At 41.4% G+C, this 21,015-nt stretch carries 19 protein-coding genes and 6 pseudogenes; 2 read left to right on the top strand and 23 right to left on the bottom strand.

Annotated elements, in window-relative coordinates; translation table 11 throughout:
- Positions 1 to 7: 7 nt before the first annotated feature.
- Positions 8 to 1,331: pseudogene (locus JCM19033_RS04785) on the bottom strand (DEAD/DEAH box helicase).
- A gap of 217 nt (positions 1,332 to 1,548) precedes the next feature.
- On the opposite strand from JCM19033_RS04785, the gene vrrA reads away from it, so the two are divergent.
- A complete protein-coding gene (gene vrrA / locus JCM19033_RS04790) occupies positions 1,549 to 1,983 on the top strand; it encodes a VrrA/YqfQ family protein (RefSeq protein WP_198153407.1) in 435 nt (144 codons plus the stop codon).
- A 184-nt stretch (positions 1,984 to 2,167) separates the two neighbouring features.
- Positions 2,168 to 3,110: pseudogene (locus JCM19033_RS04795) on the top strand (4-hydroxy-3-methylbut-2-enyl diphosphate reductase).
- A 55-nt stretch (positions 3,111 to 3,165) separates the two neighbouring features.
- Here JCM19033_RS04795 and JCM19033_RS04800 read toward each other — a convergent pair.
- The 22 genes and pseudogenes from JCM19033_RS04800 to JCM19033_RS27125 all read right to left on the bottom strand — a co-directional run bounded on the left by JCM19033_RS04800 (position 3,166) and on the right by JCM19033_RS27125 (position 20,999).
- Positions 3,166 to 4,285: pseudogene (locus tag JCM19033_RS04800) on the bottom strand (Nif3-like dinuclear metal center hexameric protein).
- Positions 4,282 to 4,995: a tRNA (adenine(22)-N(1))-methyltransferase TrmK gene (locus tag JCM19033_RS04805; RefSeq protein ID WP_054635629.1), complete on the bottom strand. Its 714-nt coding sequence runs from the start codon at positions 4,993 to 4,995 to the stop codon at positions 4,282 to 4,284. Before JCM19033_RS04805 ends, JCM19033_RS04800 begins: the two are co-directional and overlap by 4 nt.
- Before the next feature lie 60 nt (positions 4,996 to 5,055).
- Positions 5,056 to 5,433, bottom strand: a complete 378-nt coding sequence (gene cccA / locus JCM19033_RS04810; RefSeq protein WP_054635469.1) for a cytochrome c550 — start codon at positions 5,431 to 5,433, stop codon at positions 5,056 to 5,058.
- Between the two features lie 373 nt (positions 5,434 to 5,806).
- Complete coding sequence (gene rpoD / locus JCM19033_RS04815) at positions 5,807 to 6,922, bottom strand: RNA polymerase sigma factor RpoD (protein ID WP_054635470.1); 1,116 nt, start codon at positions 6,920 to 6,922, stop codon at positions 5,807 to 5,809.
- A gap of 162 nt (positions 6,923 to 7,084) precedes the next feature.
- Positions 7,085 to 8,912: pseudogene (gene dnaG / locus JCM19033_RS04820) on the bottom strand (DNA primase).
- Between the two features lie 28 nt (positions 8,913 to 8,940).
- The gene (locus JCM19033_RS04825) at positions 8,941 to 9,393 is read right to left on the bottom strand and encodes a DUF188 domain-containing protein (RefSeq protein ID WP_054635471.1); all 453 of its coding nucleotides are present in this window, start codon (positions 9,391 to 9,393) and stop codon (positions 8,941 to 8,943) included.
- 220 nt (positions 9,394 to 9,613) lie between these two features.
- Positions 9,614 to 10,426: a pyruvate, water dikinase regulatory protein gene (locus JCM19033_RS04830; RefSeq protein WP_054635472.1), complete on the bottom strand. Its 813-nt coding sequence runs from the start codon at positions 10,424 to 10,426 to the stop codon at positions 9,614 to 9,616.
- Positions 10,427 to 10,454: 28 nt separating this feature from the next.
- Complete coding sequence (locus tag JCM19033_RS04835; RefSeq protein ID WP_083465268.1) at positions 10,455 to 11,120, bottom strand: helix-turn-helix transcriptional regulator; 666 nt, start codon at positions 11,118 to 11,120, stop codon at positions 10,455 to 10,457.
- Positions 11,121 to 11,221: 101 nt separating this feature from the next.
- The gene (gene glyS, locus JCM19033_RS04840; RefSeq protein WP_054635474.1) at positions 11,222 to 13,306 is read right to left on the bottom strand and encodes a glycine--tRNA ligase subunit beta; all 2,085 of its coding nucleotides are present in this window, start codon (positions 13,304 to 13,306) and stop codon (positions 11,222 to 11,224) included.
- Positions 13,299 to 14,188 (bottom strand): annotated as a pseudogene (gene glyQ, locus JCM19033_RS04845) (glycine--tRNA ligase subunit alpha). Before glyQ ends, glyS begins: the two are co-directional and overlap by 8 nt.
- A gap of 84 nt (positions 14,189 to 14,272) precedes the next feature.
- Complete coding sequence (locus JCM19033_RS25055) at positions 14,273 to 14,404, bottom strand: hypothetical protein (RefSeq protein WP_269757969.1); 132 nt, start codon at positions 14,402 to 14,404, stop codon at positions 14,273 to 14,275.
- A gap of 141 nt (positions 14,405 to 14,545) precedes the next feature.
- On the bottom strand, positions 14,546 to 15,292 hold the full coding sequence (gene recO / locus JCM19033_RS04850; RefSeq protein WP_054635475.1) for a DNA repair protein RecO: 747 nt from the start codon (positions 15,290 to 15,292) through the stop codon (positions 14,546 to 14,548).
- Between the two features lie 43 nt (positions 15,293 to 15,335).
- The gene (locus JCM19033_RS21935) at positions 15,336 to 15,482 is read right to left on the bottom strand and encodes a YqzL family protein (RefSeq protein ID WP_083465269.1); all 147 of its coding nucleotides are present in this window, start codon (positions 15,480 to 15,482) and stop codon (positions 15,336 to 15,338) included.
- Positions 15,483 to 15,789: 307 nt separating this feature from the next.
- The gene (gene era / locus JCM19033_RS04855; RefSeq protein ID WP_054635476.1) at positions 15,790 to 16,695 is read right to left on the bottom strand and encodes a GTPase Era; all 906 of its coding nucleotides are present in this window, start codon (positions 16,693 to 16,695) and stop codon (positions 15,790 to 15,792) included.
- Positions 16,688 to 17,086, bottom strand: a complete 399-nt coding sequence (locus tag JCM19033_RS04860) for a cytidine deaminase (protein WP_054635477.1) — start codon at positions 17,084 to 17,086, stop codon at positions 16,688 to 16,690. Before JCM19033_RS04860 ends, era begins: the two co-directional genes overlap by 8 nt.
- Positions 17,079 to 17,258: a hypothetical protein gene (locus JCM19033_RS27940; protein WP_374701201.1), complete on the bottom strand. Its 180-nt coding sequence runs from the start codon at positions 17,256 to 17,258 to the stop codon at positions 17,079 to 17,081. Before JCM19033_RS27940 ends, JCM19033_RS04860 begins: the two co-directional genes overlap by 8 nt.
- A 90-nt stretch (positions 17,259 to 17,348) precedes the next feature.
- Positions 17,349 to 17,829: pseudogene (locus JCM19033_RS04865) on the bottom strand (DUF502 domain-containing protein); the annotation flags it as partial.
- A 170-nt stretch (positions 17,830 to 17,999) separates the two neighbouring features.
- Entirely contained in the window at positions 18,000 to 18,392 is a 393-nt protein-coding gene (locus tag JCM19033_RS04870; protein WP_054635478.1) for a diacylglycerol kinase family protein, read from the bottom strand.
- Positions 18,376 to 18,837 (bottom strand): rRNA maturation RNase YbeY, encoded by a 462-nt coding sequence (gene ybeY / locus JCM19033_RS04875; RefSeq protein ID WP_054635479.1) that lies wholly within the window; start codon positions 18,835 to 18,837, stop codon positions 18,376 to 18,378. The genes JCM19033_RS04870 and ybeY overlap by 17 nt, the downstream gene beginning before the upstream one ends.
- Positions 18,809 to 19,246 carry a hypothetical protein gene (locus tag JCM19033_RS27115; RefSeq protein ID WP_306301225.1) on the bottom strand — a complete coding sequence of 146 codons (438 nt, stop codon included), beginning with the start codon at positions 19,244 to 19,246 and terminating at the stop codon, positions 18,809 to 18,811. Before JCM19033_RS27115 ends, ybeY begins: the two co-directional genes overlap by 29 nt.
- Complete coding sequence (locus tag JCM19033_RS27120; RefSeq protein ID WP_306301253.1) at positions 19,231 to 19,818, bottom strand: HDIG domain-containing metalloprotein; 588 nt, start codon at positions 19,816 to 19,818, stop codon at positions 19,231 to 19,233. Before JCM19033_RS27120 ends, JCM19033_RS27115 begins: the two co-directional genes overlap by 16 nt.
- Before the next feature lie 29 nt (positions 19,819 to 19,847).
- Positions 19,848 to 20,999 carry a hypothetical protein gene (locus JCM19033_RS27125; protein ID WP_306301226.1) on the bottom strand — a complete coding sequence of 384 codons (1,152 nt, stop codon included), beginning with the start codon at positions 20,997 to 20,999 and terminating at the stop codon, positions 19,848 to 19,850.
- Positions 21,000 to 21,015 lie beyond the last annotated feature (16 nt).

Below are 21,015 nucleotides of genomic sequence, written 5' to 3' on the forward strand. Positions count from 1 at the left end.
ACCTGTATTATTTTTTGTTGTTTCTCTTCGTTTCAATTCTTCTTTGTCGTTTAGCCTCTTGTGCAAATTGCTGCTTCGCTTTTTTCTTATATCCAGGCTTAACCTTTTTCGGTTTTTTTGTGCCCGTGGCCGGTTTCATGCCGGCGGCCGGTGAAGCTGTTGACCTTGTCCGGTTTTTCTTTGTCACAGTCATATTTTCTACAGAGACCCATTCTCCCCGTCTTAAATCTTTATACTCAAATGAGATTCTCTTTTTAGCGAGCTTTTGCAGAGGCTCCTGCTCATTTTTTTCTACAAGAGTATACGCTTCTCCAGTATGACCGGCTCTAGCTGAACGTCCAACACGGTGGACATAAAATTCAAGCTCCTTTGGAAGAGCATAATTGATGACATGAGTGACCCCTTTAATATCGATTCCACGGGCAGCTAAGTCAGTAGCAACCAGATACTGAACGGAAGCATCATTCACCCGCTTCATCACTTGTTTTCGTTGACGGGGGGCAATACCCCCATGAAGCAAGTCCACATTCAGCCTTCTTCTACCATCGCAGCAAACACTTCATCGGCTTCTTCTTTTTTATTCGTAAAAACGATGGCAAGATAAGGATTTAACGACGCTGCAACCTTCACTGTTAATTCCGTCCGGTCCCGATGGCGGAGAGGCACTAAATAATGATCGATTTTTGATGGAGTGGCTTCCTCGGGCTTCACGTGCACATGACGTGGCTGGCTCATATATTTTTTTAAAAATGGCTGAAGCTTTTCAGGAATAGTAGCTGAAAAGACCATCATCTGTAAATCTTCTGGCATATTGGAAGCAACCTGGTCCACCTGTTCAATGAAACCCATGTCCAGCATTTGATCAGCTTCATCTACAACATAGAATTTTGTTTTATGAACATCCAGAGCCTGGCTTTTGACCATATCATGAAGACGCCTGGTGTACCAATAACGATATGGGCTGATTTTTCAATTTATTCATTGTACGAAGTCGGTCAGTTCCGCCTACCACCAGCCTGGATGTAATTTCATCCTCCTTGTCTTCTCCAAGAAGCTTCAGTAATTCATCGTACAGCTGGCCGGCAAGCTCTCTTGTCGGAGCTGTGATCACAGCTTGAGTGTAATTTTTTTTTGTATCAATTCCAGATACAAGCGGAAGCAGAAAGGAAAGGGTTTTTCCTGACCCCGTCTGCGACTGCCCTATAACATCCTTGCCATTTTTGATAGCAGGAATCAGCCTCTCTTGTATTTCGGTCGGTTTTTGAATGTTTTTGTTTTTGTAATGCTTGTATAAGAAATGGGGGTAAGCCAAATCGTTCAAATGCTTTCACTTTGTTTCCGCCTTTCTTTTTCAATACCTATATTTCTCACTATAACCAGGTCATGTCACGTTCCTGTAGGCATCATCATATTTTATCATAAACCATCTTTAAACACAGCAATTGTCTACGTAATCTGTAACTTGAAAGGGTGAAATTCATCATGTACCCGTCACCATTTTATTTTCCCTCGCCGTTTCCTGCCTCCCCGGTGACTTCACCTCATACAATGGCAGGGTTTTTACCTCCAGCAGCAAGGTCCCTTCCTTTTGGAAAATTGCTTTCTGGTCTTGGCTTTAATCCAGCTATGGGTGGAGGAATGATGGGCGGTGGAGGGATGGGACCCGCAATGATGGGAGCTGCTCAAGGCGGAGGGATCATGCCTTGGATTCAATCTGCCCAAAAGATGTTAGGTATGATGCAGACTGTAACTCCGATGGTCCGCCAGTACGGGCCGATTGTCAGACAGCTTCCTGCCATTTGGAAGGTAATGAACAGCAGTCCTCCTGCAAACCCATCCGAAGAAGCAGAGCCTATAGATAAGGAAGAAACCACTTCTTCCCCAGTGACACCAACGACACAAGAAATACCGGTAAAGTGGGAAGAGAAAGAAGACTCCTCTTCTTATTCGTCTACTGTGCCCCGGCCTAAGTTATATATTTAAGTTTTTAGCCTGATCCTTAATTTTGTGCCGCACCATAACCAGGTAGAATCCACGACTGAACAGAAGAAAAAAGACAATTTTCTCCTTATAACTTTCTTTCAGCCTCTATCCTTTCATTTTTATTATGCAAATAGTATAATGACCCTAGTCTAAAAAGGATAACTCTTTTTAAGAGGAGGCAGTTATGAAAGTACTAAAAATTTCTCCCCGCGGATATTGTTATGGTGTGGTAGATGCAATGGTTCTCGCACGCCAAACAGCTAATAACCTGGATTTGCCAAGGCCCATCTATATTCTGGGATGATTGTTCATAATAAGCACGTTACTGATGCTTTTGAAGAAGATGGCATTATTTCTCTGGACGGACCTAATCGCTTAGAAATTCTTCAAAAAGTTGACAAAGGCACTGTAATTTTCACAGCCCACGGTGTATCCCCTGAAGTAAGGAACTTGCACGTAAAAAAGGACTGACTACTGTCGATGCAACATGCCCTGACGTCACACGAACCCATGACCTGATTAGAGAAAAGAAAGAAGAAGGATACCAGGTTGTGTATGTCGGTAAAAAAGGACATCCTGAGCCTGAAGGTGCCATTGGTGTTGCTCCTGATATTGTCCACTTAGTCGAATCGGTGGAGGATGTAGAAAATCTGAACCTTGATTCTGAAAAAATTATCGTGACTAACCAAACCACAATGAGTCAATGGGACGTTTCTGATATTATGAATAAAACACTTGATAAGTATCCCCACGCTGAGATACACAATGAAATTTGCATGGCTACTCAGGTAAGGCAAGAAGCAGTAGCTGAGCAAGCGAAAGAAGCAGACTTGCTTCTTGTAATTGGGGATCCGAAGAGCAATAACTCCAACCGTCTGGCACAGGTTTCTAAGAAGATTGCGGGCACGGAAGCATACCGCATTGCAGATGTTTCTGAAATTAACCTGGATTGGTTTGAAGGTGTAGAAACTGTGGGTGTTACCTCAGGAGCTTCAACTCCTACACCAATTACAAAAGAAGTTATCAGGTTTCTCGAACAATACGACAAAAATGACCCATCAACATGGGTAACTGAAAAGAAAGTACAGGGAACCAAAATTCTTCCGAAAGTAAAGGCTAAAAAGTAAAGGAATAAGAGGGCTGCCCCATTCTGGGCAGCCTCCTTTTTTCCTATTACCCTTTTTATATAAAGGTAAATGGATCTGTATTTACCTCAGAAGCCAACACTTCAACTTCATAACCCTTCTTTTGCATTTGTTCTTTCAACCGCTTTTGAACCCCGACCTTCATCACTTTTTCAACATTATGGCCTGGATCAATCATTTTCAAACCGCTCATCATGGCATCATGGGCTACATGGTAATATAAATCTCCTGTTACGTAGACATCAGCTCCCATTCTTTTTGCATGACTCCAATATTTGTTCCCATCTCCTCCTAAAATAGCCACCTTTTTCACCTTGCTGTCTTTCTCCCCGACTGCTCTTACTGTATTTACATCAAAAGCATCCTTAACATGAGAAGCAAAATCTCCAAGGGTCATTTCATTCTCCAATGAACCTATGCGTCCAAGACCAAGAACTTCCCCCTCCATGTCTGAAGGATAAAGATCATATGCCGGTTCTTCATATGGATGTGCTTTAATTAAAGCATTTACAACCTTTTTGACTTGTGATTCGGCTAGAATGGTTTCAATTCGTTTTTCTGAAACAAATTCCATTTTCCCCTGCTCTCCAATATATGGATCCGCCTCATCTCCTGGCATAAAAGCGCCTGTTCCCTCTGAGGTGAAGCTGCAATGGCTATACTCGCCAATATGGCCGGCGCCCGCGTCCCCTAAAGCGTGTCTCACTGTTTCAAGATGATCCTCCGGAACAAAGGCGACCAGTTTTTTCAGTTTGTCTTCCATAGTAGCACAAGCACTTTCGTATCTATAAGGCCAAGAGCTTCGGCCATCATATCGTTTACTCCGCCTTTAGCAACATCAAGGTTAGTATGAGCAGCATAAACAGCAATATCATGCTTAATACATTTTTCAATGATCGGGCCTTGGCCTGTTTTTGTATTAATGTGCTTTAAGGTTTAAAGATCAGCGGATGATGAGCTATGATAAGATCAACTTCCTTTTCCACAGCTTCATCTATAACTTCTTCTAAGACATCTAAAGCGATCATTACCTTTTTTACCGGCTTATCCAGTGTTCCTATCATAAGGCCTATTTTATCTCCCTCGACAGCTAAGGACTTAGGTGACCAGCTCTCAAAGCTCTGTATGACATTTTGACCATTGATCGTTTTTTTCATGATAATACCTCCTCTGTAAGCTTAATTTTTCTTTCAACTTCTTCCTTTCTGGCTGTGATTCTGTTTTCATCCGAAGCTTTCTCCAGTTCCCGAAGAACTCTTCTCCAATTATTTAATTCCCTGCTCCATTTTTTAATAAAAGCATCATTTCTTTCTTTTAATAAAAAAGGTCCCAGGAGCAAAGCTGCCTCTTTGTTTATGTCTTGGTAAGGCTTTTCCCATTCACCACATTCTGCAACGATGATTTCATAAATTCTATTATCTTCTTCTAAAATATGTTCTTTTTTAATTTCCCAGCCTTCTTTAAGAAGCCACTCTCTGACATATAGAGCGTGGATGTTCGGCTGAAGAATAAGCCTTTTTACTCCAGGTAACTTTTCTTTTCCTTCCTCAAGGATTGCAGAGATAAGAGAGCCGCCCATTCCGGCAATCACGATTGTATCTACGTTGTCTTCTTTTTTTATAACAGAAAGCCCGCTCCCAAGGCGTGGAATGACAAAACCCGCGCAAGACGAGGTTTCTATTTGATTTTTTGCTGCTTCTAAAGGTCCCTCGTTCACATCTCCGGCAATCGCTTTTTTAATTTTACCCTGACTGCACAAATAAACAGGTAAGTATCCGTGATCTGTGCCTACATCCGCCAGAACTGCTCCCTCCTGCACTTCATCGGCAATAAATTGCAGGCGCTTTGACAACACGTCCTTATTCATGTTCAGGTCGTCCTTTCTTTGCATAATAAAAAGGAGGGGCTCCCCCTCCTTTTTTATTGGTTACTCTGAAATAGAAAGCAAGTATTCGCCAATGGCTTCAGCATCTTCACCTTCAGCCCAGCCACCAGGCATGGATCCAATTCCATTTTCAGCAATATCAGCAATTTCTTCTACAGTAAAGTCTCCTTCGAGATTATCAATGGCAGGCCCCTGACCGCCTTCAAGATTGTCACCATGACAAGAAATACAGTTTGAATTTACGAGCTCTTCACCATGAGCAATTGGATCTTCAATCTCTGTTTCTTCTTCGCCATTTTCACCATTCTCCTCATCTTCGATGGAAGCTTGCTGGTCAAGTCCAACTAGAGATAGAGATAACATTAAAAGGATTCCAACTACAGCTGTTATAAAAAACGGAATAAGCGGACTTCTCTTCATCTTTATTTCCCCCTTTCCCTTCAACTTTGTACATGTCGTGGACTATGTAACCGTATCCCTTGTATATTTTACTGTAAAAACCCTTTTTAGAAAAGGCAAAATAGAATCTTTTGCTTATTTTGTCACCTGCTGTTCAATATTTCCTCTTGGCAGCAATCAATTCCCGCCTGTTCTTTTTTATTACATTTTCTACTATTGCTTTATTCCTTACGTAATATGCGTCTGTCCTACATCTTTAACGGAAAATGAAATTTGCAATAGTAGAAGAAACTGAGTAAAATAAATATCAATTACAGCTTCCAAAAATTTGAACTTAAACAAGAACATGAAAAACGGCTACCCCTTATATAAGGGTAACCGCAATAGAAAGGTCTTACTCAAGAAAATCCTTCAGACGCTTGCTTCGGCTTGGGTGTCGAAGCTTACGAAGTGCTTTGGCTTCGATCTGACGGATTCGTTCTCGCGTAACGCCAAATACTTTTCCTACTTCCTCCAGCGTTCTGGTTCTGCCATCATCAAGGCCAAACCGAAGCCGGAGAACATTTTCTTCCCGATCCGTTAAAGTGTCAAGGACATCTTCCAATTGCTCTTTAAGCAGCTCATATGCTGCAGCGTCGGAAGGAGCAAGTGCTTCCTGGTCTTCAATGAAGTCCCCTAAATGGGAGTCGTCTTCTTCACCAATCGGAGTTTCTAAAGAAACAGGTTCTTGAGCTATTTTCAAAATCTCTCGAACCTTATCAGGAGTCAGGTCCATTTCCTTTGAGACCTCCTCCGGTGTTGGCTCTCGGCCTAAATCCTGAAGAAGCTGACGTTGTACACGAATGAGCTTGTTAATCGTTTCAACCATATGGACAGGGATCCGAATGGTACGGGCCTGGTCGGCTATGGCACGAGTTATAGCCTGACGTATCCACCAGGTAGCATACGTACTGAATTTATAACCTTTATTGTAATCAAATTTTTCCACAGCTTTTATAAGACCCATATTTCCTTCTTGAATTAGATCAAGAAACAGCATTCCGCGTCCTACATAACGTTTCGCAATGGATACAACGAGCCTGAGGTTAGCCTCAGCCAAACGGCGTTTAGCTTCCTCATCCCCATCCTCAATTCGCTTGGCAAGCTCTATTTCCTCCTTTGCAGACAAAAGAGGAACGCGGCCAATTTCCTTTAGATACATCCGTACAGGGTCATTAATTTTAATTCCAGGAGGCACGCTTAAATCGTTTAGATCAAGCTCTTCTTCTTTTTCTACTTGATCCATGCTTGGCACTTCTTCTCCTTCGTTGAGAATATCAACACCCTGCTCTCCCAGATATTCAAAAAACTCATCCATTTGGTCAGAGTCTTGATCATAAGGGGCAAGCTTCTCAGTAATTTCAGCGTACGTAAGCACTCCCCTTTTTTTCCCGGCTTCTAATAATTGTTCTTTTACTTGATCGATGGACATTTCACCTTCCGCCAACGGGCGTATTGGTTTCTCAGCCATTCGATCCCCTCCTTCCATTCTGCACAACACTACTTGTCAGTTACCTTCCATTTATCTCTACAAAAATAATCAAAGAAGAATACTCTTCTTTATCGTGCATAAAAAAATAAATTGTTACTATCAGAAATAAGAACTGGCTTCTTTCTACAAACATCGACACTCTTACTTGCTTTTTAATGCTTTTTTCATTTCGACCAGTTCATTTGCCAATTGCAAGGCATGTTGCAGATCATGCCTGCGCTCCGCCTCTTTCATTTCTTTTTCTTTTTCTTCTATTTCTACCCACTTTGGATAGTTCTTAATCTGTTTTATATAATCAGCCAACTCATTTTCTGTCAAGTTTCGATTAATGTCAAGCATTGAGAGCTCTGCCGCCAGTTTCATTAAGCTTTCATCCGTAAGGCTGTGGATAAAATCGGAGCTGTCCCCATCACTGCCTGCTCCGTAAAAGGCATATAAATGTGCCGCCAGAGCGATGTGATTCTCTACATTAAACTCTCCTCCTAGTTCATCTGCTACCTGATCTGTAATTTCCTTACTGGAAAGCATATGAGCAAGAAGGATTCTTTCCGCATTGAAAAAGGCAGGACGGAGTCTTTGTTCCGTCATGTACTGACTGGCTCTCCGTTTTGAAGAGTCACTTGAATAACTTGTACCTGCATTTTTATTTTTTTGTTTATTCGCTCTGAATAGCCTGTGTTGTTCTTGCTTAAGAGCTTCTAAGGAAAGATCAAATTCATCGGCAACCTGCCTCAAATAATGATCTCTTTCAACAGCTTTAGATATTTTGCTTATTTCACCTACTATTTCTTCTATATACTGAAGTCTATCTCCTTCATGTTGCAGGTTTTTCTCTTTTTTAAGCTTTTGCATTTTTAAAGCTCATCAATGTAAAGGGGGCTTTAATAATTTCATTAACAAATTTATCTTTGCCATGGATCTTAATGAAATCATCTGGATCGCTGCCCTCAGGAAGTAAAGCAACCTGTACCTGGCAGCCTTCCTGTTCAAGAAGCTCCGCGCTTCTCAAGGCAGCTTCCTGTCCTGCTTTGTCTCCGTCATAACATATAATTGCCTGTTCGGCGTTACGCCGGATAATCTTAGCCTGACGGGCAGACAGCGCAGTACCCAGTGTAGCCACACCATTATTTACACCTGCATTCCAGGCTGAGATAACATCTGCGTAGCCTTCAAAAAGTATCGCTTTGTTTTCTTTTCGAATCGCTGGGCGTGCCTTGTGAAGAGCATACAAGGTTTCATTTTTATGGAAGATAGGAGTTTCCGGACTATTTAAATATTTCGGCTGTCCTTCTTGAAGAGCTCTGCCCCCAAATGCAATGACTCTACCCTGATTGTTCATGATGGGAAACATCACACGGTTTCTAAAGCGGTCCATGTATTCCCAGCTGCTTTCCTTGCGTAAAAGCAGACCAGCTTCTTCCATTTCACTTTCCTGAAATCCTCTCTTTTCCAGGAGAGCTTTCAGTGCCGCGGGATTATCAGGAGCGTAGCCTATCTGAAAAGCACTGATCATATCCTGGGTAAAGCCTCTATCAAGTAAGTAATCATAGGCAGCCTTGCCTTGCTCTGTCGTTGTTAATAAATGATGATAAAATTTGGCAGCAAGCTCGTGACCTAGTATTTTACTTTCATGCTTTTTTCCACTTTCATTCCCTGAAACACCTTTCACGTGTTCAGGAAGAGCCATGTCAATACGTTCAGCCAGTTTCTCAACGGCCTGGATAAAATCTGCACCTTCCATTTCCATCACAAACGTAATGACATTTCCGCCTGCTCCACAACCAAAGCAGTGATACAGCTGCCTTTCGGGCGAGACAGAAAACGAAGGTGTGTTTTCACCGTGAAATGGGCATAAACCTAAATAATGGCGTCCTTGCTTTTTAAGCTGAACATGGTCGCTGATGACATCCACGATGTCATTTTTATTCCGGACTTCCTCGATCAATTCTTCAGGTATTCGTTGCTTCACTAATTTCCTCACCTGATCTTCTTAAGATTCACTCTTTAAGTATTCTGCTTAATGTCTCAGTAAAATTGTTCCGGTCCGATTGACTAAAAGGCGGAGGTCCTTTCAATCTCATCTTCTTTTGTTTTTTTGCCTGAATTCCCTGAAGCCTTCCAAGTAAAAGAGCATCTGTATCTTCATTCTTCCACTCTTTGCCTCGAAATGAAATCACCTTGGTTCCATTGTGTAATAGCATAGCAGCCAGACCATTATCCTGAGTGATCACTACATCGTTTTTCTTTGCATGGTTAACGATATATAAATCAGCAGCCTCAGGTTCAGCGTCTACCGTGATAAGTTTTCCTTTATACTTATCAGACGAAAAATGGGAATAGCTGGCCACAAAAACGGCTTCCGCTCCATGCTCCACCGCCAGCTTATCAATTTCTTTTTTTACAGGACAAGCATCAGCATCAACATAAATGGTTATCGATTTTTGTCGCATTTCAGAGTATTCTACAATTGTAATGGAAATCCTCCTTGTTATTGGAAAATTACTTTTTTGATTTACTTACTTTACTTACTTATTATCTCATTACACACAACATTTCATTATAATTTAAAAAGTGAAAAAATACCACTAGAAATTATACTATGTGTATAAATTTCTTAATTTTTTTGAAGTGAAAAGAGTGCAGAACGTATCTTCTGCACTCTTACTTTTCTTAGGATTTTTGAAACATGTTTGAAATTAAGTTAGCAGTTTCTTCTACTGCCTTATTGGATACATCGATAACCGTACAACCAATCTTATCCATGATTTTAGAAGAATATTCCAATTCATCTTTAATTCTCTCGATATTTGCATAATTAGCTTCGGCTTTTAAACCAAGTGATTTCAACCGTTCTGAACGAATCCCATTTAATTTTTCCGCACTGATTTTTAAACCTATACATTTTTTTGGAGAGACGTTAAAAAGCTCTTCTGGTGGTTCAACTTCAGGAACAAGCGGAACATTCGCCACTTTTAACCGCTTGTGGGCTAAATATTGGGACAAGGGAGTTTTGGAGGTTCGCGACACACCAATCAAAACAATATCTGCTCGTATAATCTTTGGGTCACGGCCGTCATCATACTTCACAGCAAATTCTATCGCCTCTACTTTTCTAAAATAATCCTCATCAAGGCGATAGACCAGACCCGGTTCATATTTGGGCTCACTATTTGTAATTTTGCTCATTTTCTTAAGCACAGGGCCCATAATATCCACGGTTTCTACTCCCTCTTCATTAGCTCTTCTCTGGAGATATATGTTTTTCTCAGGGATGACCAATGTAAAGGCAATAAGAGCCTGGGCTTCTTTTGCCAGTAAAATAACCTCTTCAATGGTGCCTTCATCTTCCACATATGGAATTCGGCGAACCTCCATCCCTTTATCACCAAATTGGCTTGCAGCGGCTTTTACTACCAATTCAGCTGTTTCGCCCACTGAATCTGAAACCACATAGACAATGGGGCGTTGATTAATCTCCTCCATTGAAATCCTCCTCATTTTTCACTATCCATCATTCATTCCTTCTATATAGCTCATCATATGCTAGATCAACGAGCACTTTCGTAATGTTTGTTTTTGTTAATCTCCCAATAACTTCAACCTTCGTTCCTCTGTCCACTTCCTTGACCACTGGCAAAGCATCTATTTGCTTATCTATCAGCTTTTGTGCCACATCAATAATAAGATCATCTTTTTGGCACACTGTAATATTTGGCATACGTGTCATGATAATACTCACAGGCACGGCTTCCAAATCCTGTTTCCCCAGGCTGGTGCGAAGCAAATCTTTTCTTGAAAGCACTCCTATTAGTGTGGAATATTCATCCACAACAAACAACGTGCCAACATCCTCTAAAAACATCGTACAGATCGCATCATATACCGACGAGGACTGATTAACCACGACTGGAATTGACTGATATTCCTGCACGGTAATCTGCTTTACCTTTTCTGTTAAAAGCTGCGAACCAGTTTTGCCTGTATAGAAATAACCGACGCGCGGCCTTGCGTCCAAAAATCCAGACATAGTTAAAATGGCTAAATCTGGACGCAGTGTGGCTCGCGTCAGAGACAGTTTCTCTGCAATCTGCTCCCCGGTAATAGGGCCGCTGTTTTTCACAATATCAATAATCTGTTCTTGTCTCCCTGTCAGTTCGATTTTCATCACCGCCTTCATAGCACAATGTGTTATGCTATTTCTTCATATATTATATCTTATTGAGCAGGGAGTGAAAAACTTTTCGCTTATTTTATTTTAGAAGGACATTTGTTTTTAGTTTATGGAAAGACAATATGTTGAAAGGAAGCAAACTTTTTGATTTCTTCAGACAGATGATTCATCTGGGTCAGCCTGTTTTCTTTCACCGCTTCATTTTCAGTCATAACCATTACATTATCAAAATAGTTATTAATGGTCTCTTCCAACGAAGACAGCTGCTCATAAGCTTCCTCAATACGCCCTTCCTTCAAAAGGCCTGGCAGCGTAACCTTTAGCTTTTGATAAGCGGTGTATAAGGTCTTCTCTTCCTCACTTTCAAATAGGTCCTCCTCAATTGAGTTCTCTAGTTGTTGAGCTTTTTTAGCGATATTGGTGATTCGGCTTAAAGCTTCAACCGTTTGTTTGAACTCGTCTTCATCTGCTTTTTTGTTTAGAAACTCTGCTTTACTGAGAAGAACATCAAGCTTTCCGTATTGCCCGGGAAGGACGGCATCAACAATATCATAACGAACTCCACGTTCAGTAAGCAGATTTTTGATACGCAGACCAAAGAATTCAAGTACTTCTTTTGCTGTGACTTTACGATCCATTTTCAAAAGTCCAGCCTGCTCTGTTGTAGTAAGAGAGAGCTGGATAATTTCCTCTAAATTAAGATCCAGGCGGTATTCTACAGCTGTCTGGACAACGCCTGCCGCCTGTCGTCTCAAACCATAAGGGTCCTGGGAACCGGTAGGAATTAACCCTATACCGAAACATCCAACGATTGTATCAATCTTATCAGCAATCCCTACCAGTGCTCCCTGAATACTTTCTGGTACGCTGTCACCGGCAAAGCGAGGACTATAATGCTCGTTTACAGCAGCTGCGACTTCCTTTTCTTCTCCTGCCAAGAGAGCATACTTCTCGCCCATAAATCCCTGAAGTTCAGGAAACTCATCTACCATATGAGTTACCAGGTCAAACTTGGCCAGGTGAGCCGCTCGTACCGCTTGGCTGACTACAGTGTCACTGAGATTAATGCCCTTTCCAAGGGCATCTGTAAGCTTTTCGATCCGGCGGACTTTATCACCGATTGAGCCTAAGTCTTCATGGTAGACGATGTTGTCTAATTGCTCTACACATTGGTCAGGCTTCTTTTTCTGGTCTTCTTTATAAAAGAAAGCAGAATCTGAAAGTCTGGCCCGGAGTACTTTTTCATTTCCTTTTTGTACATTCTCGAGGTGTTCATCATTCCCATTTCTCACTGTAACAAAATGGGGAAGGAGCTTTCCTTCTTTGTTTTCCACTGAAAAATATCGCTGGTGCTCTCGCATTGAGGTAATCAGGACTTCATCCGGTATTGCCAGAAAATCTTCATCAAAACTTCCGTATAGTGCCGTAGGATATTCAATTAAATTGTTGACTTCTTCAAGCAACTCTTCTTTAATAGGAATTTTCCAGCCTTTTTCTTCTTCGATCATTTTTATTTGCTTTCTGACAGCTTCTTTTCTTTCTTGTGGATCAGCGATGACAAATTCGCTTAATAAGGCTTCTTTATATTGTCCGGGCTCTTCTATAACTTTTTCATTCCCCAAAAAACGATGTCCTCTAGTCATGTTTCCTGTTTGTACGTCTGTAATAGAGAAAGGAATCACTTCAGAGCCATATAAAGCAATAATCCAATGGATCGGCCTTACATAACGTAGGTTTTGTGTTCCCCACTTCATATTCTTTGGAAAACTCATACCTGTAATTAAGCTTTCCATTTGAGAAAGGAGCTCTTTTGTTTCTTTGCCTGCAATTTCTTTTTTCGCAAATAAGTACTCCGTGCCTTTTACTTCTTTTACAAATAATTGATCAGGGTCTATCCCTTGACCTCTGGCAAATCCTTGTGCTGCTTTCGTCCAGCTTCCGTCCTCAGCGACAGCTATTTTCTTTGCCGGCCCTCTTGCTTCTTCAACTACATCCCCCTGCCTGCCTGCAAGGTCGGTTACCACAACAGCAAGACGCCGAGGAGTAGAGAAAGCCTGGACCTCGGAAAATTCCAGCCGTTGTTCATTCAGCCAGCCAGAAACTTTTTCTTTTAATTGATACATTGCTCCGGTTACAAAACGGGCCGGCATTTCCTCTAGCCCGATTTCTAATAAAAAATCCTGATTACTCATAAGTTGTCCCCTCCTTATCGTTTAACAAAGGAAACCCTAAACGTTCTCTTGCCTCTAAGTGAGTTTTTGCGCATTTCCTGGCAAGATTTCTTACTCTCCCTATATAACCGGTTCTTTCCGTCACAGAAATGGCTCCACCTGCGTCTAGAAGGTTAAACACATGGAGCATTTTAAAACGTAATCATAGGCCGGGTAAACCAGACCTTCCTGTAATGCTCTTTCGGCCTCTTTTTCGTATGTGGTAAATTCATTAAAAAGCATTTCATGATCGGCAATTTCAAAGGTATATTTTGAATGCTCATATTCAGGCTGCAAAAAGATATCCCCGTAGGTGAATCCGTCCACCCACACCAAATCAAAAACGTTTTCTTTATCCTGGATATACGACGCGAGCCGCTCAATACCATACGTTATTTCCACAGCGACAGGGTCAGCATCAATGCCGCCTACCTGTTGAAAATATGTAAATTGAGTGATTTCCATTCCATCCAGCCATACTTCCCATCCTAGCCCCCAGGCACTCAAAGCAGGGTGTTCCCAGTTATCCTCAACAAAGCGAATGTCATGTTCTCTTGGATTGATACCCAGCTGTTCAAGGCTTTGCAAGTACAATTCCTGGATATTGGATGGAGAAGGTTTCATAATTACTTGGAATTGATGATGCTGGTAAAGCCTGTTAGGATTTTCTCCATACCTTCCATCCGCAGGACGTCTAGATGGCTCTACATAAGCCACATTCCATGGTTCCGGCCCTATGCTCCGCAAAAAAGTCATTGGATTTAGCGTGCCAGCGCCTTTTTCTACATCATATGCCTGCATTACGAGGCAATTTTGTTTAGACCAAAAGTTCTGCAATGTTAAGATCATATCTTGTACATTCATCGCTATCCCTCCTTAAGGGTATATTTGTACTCGTGCGATGGAGTGGCTGTTACTTGGCAATCTCCTGCAAATAGAGTCCTGTCATCACAAAAAACCCGTCCCCATGCCATCATTTGGCATAGGGACGGGTTTCGTCTCGACCCGCGGTTCCACCCTACTTGCTGTTTCATCAGAAAACAGCCGCTTCTCATCGTCTGTGCTCAAGAACGCCTTCACTACCATTTACCGCGCGGCTTCCACCATCCACGCTCGCTTTTAGGTAAAGAGGGTACTTACTACTCTCTGTCTTCGCACCATATGAATTTATTTGAATCATACTTGAAAGGTTCATAGGCTGTCAAGTTTTCTTATAAGTCCTTACAGCTTCCATTTTTCAAGTTGGCTAAGAAACCTTTTGCTCTTTAAGTGAAGCCCGGAGTATTCGTCATAATATGTCTCAAGTACAGTCTTTAGCTGATCCTTTGTTTCCTGCTTTAACGAAACCGTGCCAAGCCTTGCGATATCCATATAAAAGAAAAGACGCAGCAGCCTGACGGTCTGCTGGCTGATAGGGATTATCTTTTCATCAATATGAGCACACTGCCTGCAAAGAAATCCTGCTTCCTTAACGGAAAATGAAAACTCCCCTTCTTTGTTCTGGCAGCTTGCACAATGGTCTAATTCAGGTTTTATTCCCGCAACTGCTGTCATTTTTGTTTCAAAGATGCGCATCAGCACTTCTTCATCCATTTCTTCATTTAAGTATTGAAGCAGCTGCAGAAGCAACTCGAACAAATAAGGATTTCTTTCCTTCTCTTCGGTGAGTTTATCGACCATTTCTACAAAGTAAGAGGCATAGGCAGTTTTATTAATATCTGCCCTGAGCAGCTTAAAGGAATTCACAGGATCACCTTGGCTTAACGTACTCATTCCAGATCCTTTGTAATATAAAAACATTCCATACATAAAAGGCTGAGTAATGGAGGCAAGCCTGCTTTTTGGCTTCTTTGCCCCCTTAGCCATCACGGCTATTTTACCTGCTTCCCTCGTGAACAACGTGACTATGACATTTGATTCCCCATAGGAAATGGTGCGAAGAACTATTCCTTCCGCTTTATCAAGCATAAATTACTTCTCCTCATTCTTCGTAAGTGACGGCAAACGAGGGTTAATTCGGTGTACTATCAAGTGGTGTGTTTTCCTCACTAAGAGGCAGGGCCTCCTCAGTTCCCATGTCCTGTTCAATCTCCTTAATCAAGAGGTACGTATCTACATTCCCAGTTATGGAAAATACCTTCCAAGAGAAATCCAACATGTTCTTAACACTCCTTTTTTGAAGCAGTTAAAAGTAAGCCTGCACTCTTAGGATGACCTCGTTTACCTGTAACAATGTTATGGAAAAATTGACAACTTTACTTGCACATAAAATACAGAAAAAAGAATAACATATAATGTTTGATAAGTTGATGGTTTCTTATTACCCTATTTGTATAGTTTACACCGAAAATACAAAAAATTTCGAAAACAAAAAAGTATTCCTAACAATGTTTATTTATCATTATCATAATAATTTTTTTATAAAAAGACAATGGCATCCAAATATTGCCATTGTCTTTTTTCTCTTAATATTCGTCTTCACGATAGCCATGCTCACTTAAATGGAACTTTTTATTACGCCAATCTTTTTGTACTTTTACCCATAAATCTAAAAATACTTTCGACCCAAGTAGAGCTTCAATATCCTCCCGTGCCCTCTGGCCTATTTCTTTAAGCATTTTCCCCTGCTTTCCTATAATGATTCCTTTTTGAGAGCTTCTTTCCACAATAATGGTGGCAGCAGCATAAATTGTGCCTTCCTCCCGCTCTTTCATTTCTTCGATTCCAACTGCTATGGAATGTGGGATTTCATCTCTTGTTAAATGAAGAACTTTTTCTCTGATTAACTCACTGACCACAAACCGCTCTGGATGGTCCGTGATTTGATCAGCCGGATAAAATTGAGGCCCCTCCTCAAGGTAGGCTTTTATTTGATCAATGAGAGTAGGAACATTGTTTCCTTGCAGAGCAGAGACAGGAATGACCTCTGCAAACGGGAAACGATCCTTATAGGCTGCTATTTTTTCAAATAGTTCATCAGGGTGGATTAAATCAATCTTATTAATAACTAAAAACACCGGGGTTGAACTACTTTCCAACCTGGACAAGATAAATTGCTCCCCCGAGCCAAACGGTTCTGTAGCATCGACTAGAAACATAACCAGATCCACTTCTTTGATTGTCGTGGTAGCTGCTTTTACCATGAAATCGCCAAGTCGATGTTTAGGTTTATGAATTCCTGGAGTATCTATAAAAATAATTTGAGCATCGTCTGAAGTATACACTCCCTGGATTTTATTTCTGGTTGTTTGCGGTTTATCGCTCATAATGGCAATCTTTTGTCCAATGACATAATTGAGAAGCGTTGATTTACCAACATTAGGACGGCCAATCAATGCTACAAATCCAGATTTAAATGGCTGGTTACTCATAAAAATCCTCCGCTCCAAAAGCTCCTGGCAGCAGCTCATTGATTGTGGTCGTTTCTGTGTCTCCCTTTAAATTGGTTAATATAACCTTACCGTTTGGAGGGAGAAATTCAGATAGCACCTGGCGACATGCTCCGCAAGGCGAAACAGGACCATCAGTATCTGCGACAACGGCTACTGCTGTAATATTGCTGCTTCCCTCAGATACCGCTTTAAAGACTGCCGTACGTTCTGCACAATTTGTTAAACCAAACGAAGCATTTTCAATATTACAGCCAATATAGACTTCTTTATTATCAGTCAGCACAGCAGCACCTACAGGGAAATGTGAATAAGGGACGTATGCATTATTTCGTGCTTCGATTGCTTTTTGGATAAGTTCTTTATCATTCATCGCGATTTCTCCTTTCTTTCTTGCCCTTCACGTTAATGACTAACCTTTTGTTTTTTAAATCTTCTTCAACGTAAGTATCTCTTTGTGGCGTCTCTGGGTCAGGAGGAACTACCACACCTCCTGAAATAATAAATTTTAACCCTTGTTCCACTGTCATTTCAAGAATTTTCACATCTTCTTTTGGAACAAGGACTAGCCAGCCCGATGTTGGATTTGGTGTAGTAGGGAGAAAAACATTAATGCACTCTTTATTTGTCAGCCTCTGAACCTCTCCCTTTGATTCCCCGGTTAAAAATCCAAGTATATAAGCCTTTTCTAGGGTACTCCAACAGAACAACCCGCTGAAACGAAGACCGTTCCTGGGCAAACGCATGGACGACCTGCTCCACCGACGTGTAAATGGAGCTTGCAATCGGTATCTTTCTAAACGTACGGTCAATGGAAGTAAATACAGGAGCTCCCTGGCCTTTAATACGCATTGAACCGATCCACGTAATTAAAATGATTGTCAACACAAAGCCTATACCGAGAAGACGTTCTGTGAAGGGAGTGTAAATTCCCAGAAAATGAATGCTTCCATCTTCTACTGTTATGACGTTCAACGTCCGAAGGACATCAGTGATAAATGAACCGAGAAAAGCATCAATTAAAGAAAAAAGAAATTGCAGGACGTATATTGTAGCAATCGCAGGCAGTAGAAATATCAAGCCGGCAAGAATATTTTTTTGAAAGCTTTTCCACATGAATGTTTTCTCGACTCCTCTCCCTTTATCGTAACAGCAGCTGATCTTATACTTTTATAGCTCTGTAAACGCTTGTACGCTTCACATTTGCTGCATTCTGTCTCTTTTTACGGACAGGGAGGGATAACAGCAGGACTGCACAAGAACAAAACAAATACCTTTCACAGAGCTTACTTTATAAATAAATTTCTAAGCGGCTCCAGGAAGATCACAATACCAACAATGACAGCTATCAAGCTAAAAACAAATACTCCGGCTGCTGCGATGTCTTTGGCGGCTTTTGCCAAAGGATGATACTCATCAGTAACCAGATCTACCGTTCGTTCTATGGCCGTGTTTAATATCTCTAAAGACCAGACTCCTCCTATGGTGAGGAGTAACAGTAACCAGTGAACTTTTGGGATCCCTAACAAAAAACCTGCGAGCAAAACTAAGATACCAGCTGCCAGGTGAATCCTCATGTTTTGTTCGTGTATGATTACATGCTTTATCCCGTAGGAAGCAAATCTAAAAGAGTGAAATAGACGCCGCCACCTTATGTTGCCTTTACCTTTCAAGCCCATAAGCTTTCAGTATTTCTTCCTGACGGGAAATCATTTGCTTTTCCTGTTCTTCGGTCTCATGGATGTAGCCTAAGAGATGGAGCACACCATGAACGGCCAGGAAGCCAAGCTCTCTTTCGAAGGAGTGCCCATAGGCGGCAGCTTGTTCCTCTGCTTTAGGAACACTGATGATTATATCTCCTAAAAGGTTGGGAACGGATGGATCAACAGGACCTTCTTCTCCTTCGTCTAAAGCAAAAGAAATAACATCTGTTGCGTAATCCTTTCCTCTGTACTCACGATTAATGTCTTGGATCGCCTGATTATCTACAAATGTTACCGAAACCTCTGTTTCAGCTGGAACATTTTCCTGTAGACAGGCAGATTCAACTATTCGTCTCACCAGTTCCTGTTTCTCCTGAGCCAGGCTCTCCGTTTCATCTAATAGGTCTATGATGTAGGTCATTCTTTTCCTCCTTTGTTCTTGCCTTTATTCTTCCCTTCCTCTGGTACTCAATGCGTGAATGAAAGGTTCCCTGAAGTGTTTCACAGATAGATTTGGCTATGAGGTCCAACTCTTTTAACGTCAGATCGCATTCATCAAACTGGCCATCTTCAAGCCGTTCTCTAATAATTTTTTTAACGAGCTGTTCGATTTTATCAGGCGTTGGTTTTGTCATCGACCGGACAGCTGCCTCTATGCAATCTGCGATCCCTACAATAGCAGACTCTTTAAATTGTGCTTTAGGTCCAGGGTATCTAAATTGAGACTCTGGGACTTTCTGCTGACTTTGTTCATTTGCTTTGAAATAGAAGTACTTAAGCAGACTTGTGCCGTGATGCTGTTCTGCAATGTCTATTATTTCTTTTGGCATTTTGTACTCCTTAAGCATTTTCGAACCATCATATGGATGAGAATGATAATCGTTTTACTTAATTGCGGTGAAATTTTGTTATGAGGATTGTCAATCTTCATCTGATTTTCAATAAAAAAGTGCGGGCGCCTCGTTTTACCTATATCATGGTAATACGCACCTACCCTGGCCAGGAGTCCGTGTGCTCCAATAGCTTCACACGCAGAATCCGCAAGATTTGCAACCATCACACTGTGGTGGTAAGTTCCTGGTGCTTCAAGCAGGATCTTACGCAGCAGGGGATGGTTAGGGCTGGAAAGTTCAATGAGCTTTGTTCTGGAAAGAATGCCAAACCCGGTTTCAAAAAATGGCATGAGCCCCAGGGTAAGCACTGCAGCAAAAAACCCTGAAATAAAGGCAAAGGAAATGGCCGTTCCGTAATCAAACCAGCTGCCAAACCCTCCTTTCATCATGTGGAGGGCTGTAATAGTAATGATATTGATTAAGGATACAAACAATCCTGCTTGTAGGATTCTTACGATGCGATTATCTTTTCCAAGAAAAAAAGCCCCGGCAAAACAGCTGAATAAGATATAAACCCCTGTAGTAAAATTTAACGTCCCTACAGCACATGATTAAAAATGACACTGGCAACCAAAGCAAACATCATGCTGGTCATGAGGCCTACCCTAAAGTGGATAAGACTGGTGATTAACATACTGCCTACTGCTGCCGGAACAATTAGTTCCAGAGAGGCCATATCAAGATTTTCAAGGAGGCTTATTGATTTCATTACCACTACAGTCACTAAAAAAATAAGAACATACATTAATAAATGGCTGTTGTTATTCTGTAAAGTGGTATTAGCTTCTTTAAAATAATAAGCAAGGGTTCCAACAATCAGGAGAACAAATAAAGCCAGGCCGATGTATGGGAAAGGATTAAAGGTATCATCAAGAAGACCTGCAAGCCTCAGCTGTTCATAAACAGCATGATTAATAATTTCCCCTTCTTTAACAATCAGCTGGCCCTCGCTTATCATTACCGGTTCAATAGATTGAACCATCTCCTGTCTCAGTTCCTCCGTTGCTTCATCATCGTATAAATAATTTGCTGTAATGGATATCCTGGCTGTTTCAAGCATAGCTTCATATAGCCGTTGATTTACGCTCGTGAGCGCTAGTTTTTCAGCAACTTCGTCTCTTGCAGAGGAGATATCATCTAAAGCGATAACTCTGCTCATGGACTCATAGACAGCGTTCTTGACTGTTTCTCTGGCAATCTGCAGCTGACTGTCTGTAGCGTCTAAATATGTTTCCACAGATTCTTCAGAAAGCCCCCGGTTAGACCCGGATGAAAGTATTTCTTGGATATAAGAGAGCTGGTCTTCTATTTGCGGATCTGTGACTGTTTCTCCATCAATAGTCAGCACTTCCTCAGTTCTAACTTGTTCAACGAGCTCAAACACATCATTAACCTTTTCTACTTGATTTTGAGCATAGTCACTCTTGTGGACGTACACAGGATCCACACTATTTAATGCTTCTTGATATTTAGACTCTGTCTCAGCTTTATTTTCCACAGTGACCGGAGAACGGATATCTTCTTCCGCAACACTCGACAGGCTCACTTCATAGGTGTCAGGGATCACGTTGCCGAGCATGGATACATACAAAACAACAGCCAATAAGACGTATAGCAAAATTCGTATATAGCGCTGATTTTTGACTTTTTTCCACCATCCAACATGTTCTATGGATGTTCTCTTTTTCAACCTTTTTCACCTCTTA

Source organism: Thalassobacillus sp. C254, from assembly GCF_001310615.1.

Excerpts from the sequence above, each read along its gene's own strand:
- vrrA (WP_198153407.1), top strand. The coding sequence starts at position 1,549 with ATGGCAGGGTTTTTACCTCCAGCAGCAAGGTCCCTTCCTTTTGGAAAA.
- JCM19033_RS04805 (WP_054635629.1), bottom strand. The coding sequence starts at position 4,995 with ATGAATAAGGACGTGTTGTCAAAGCGCCTGCAATTTATTGCCGATGAA.
- cccA (WP_054635469.1), bottom strand. The coding sequence starts at position 5,433 with ATGAAGAGAAGTCCGCTTATTCCGTTTTTTATAACAGCTGTAGTTGGA.
- rpoD (WP_054635470.1), bottom strand. The coding sequence starts at position 6,922 with ATGGCTGAGAAACCAATACGCCCGTTGGCGGAAGGTGAAATGTCCATC.
- JCM19033_RS04825 (WP_054635471.1), bottom strand. The coding sequence starts at position 9,393 with ATGCGACAAAAATCGATAACCATTTATGTTGATGCTGATGCTTGTCCT.
- JCM19033_RS04830 (WP_054635472.1), bottom strand. The coding sequence starts at position 10,426 with ATGGAGGAGATTAATCAACGCCCCATTGTCTATGTGGTTTCAGATTCA.
- JCM19033_RS04835 (WP_083465268.1), bottom strand. The coding sequence starts at position 11,120 with ATGAAGGCGGTGATGAAAATCGAACTGACAGGGAGACAAGAACAGATT.
- glyS (WP_054635474.1), bottom strand. The coding sequence starts at position 13,306 with ATGAGTAATCAGGATTTTTTATTAGAAATCGGGCTAGAGGAAATGCCG.
- recO (WP_054635475.1), bottom strand. The coding sequence starts at position 15,292 with ATGCTTGATAAAGCGGAAGGAATAGTTCTTCGCACCATTTCCTATGGG.
- JCM19033_RS21935 (WP_083465269.1), bottom strand. The coding sequence starts at position 15,482 with ATGTTGGATTTCTCTTGGAAGGTATTTTCCATAACTGGGAATGTAGAT.
- era (WP_054635476.1), bottom strand. The coding sequence starts at position 16,695 with ATGAGTAACCAGCCATTTAAATCTGGATTTGTAGCATTGATTGGCCGT.
- JCM19033_RS04860 (WP_054635477.1), bottom strand. The coding sequence starts at position 17,086 with ATGAATGATAAAGAACTTATCCAAAAAGCAATCGAAGCACGAAATAAT.
- JCM19033_RS04870 (WP_054635478.1), bottom strand. The coding sequence starts at position 18,392 with ATGGGCTTGAAAGGTAAAGGCAACATAAGGTGGCGGCGTCTATTTCAC.
- ybeY (WP_054635479.1), bottom strand. The coding sequence starts at position 18,837 with ATGACCTACATCATAGACCTATTAGATGAAACGGAGAGCCTGGCTCAG.
- JCM19033_RS27115 (WP_306301225.1), bottom strand. The coding sequence starts at position 19,246 with ATGCCAAAAGAAATAATAGACATTGCAGAACAGCATCACGGCACAAGT.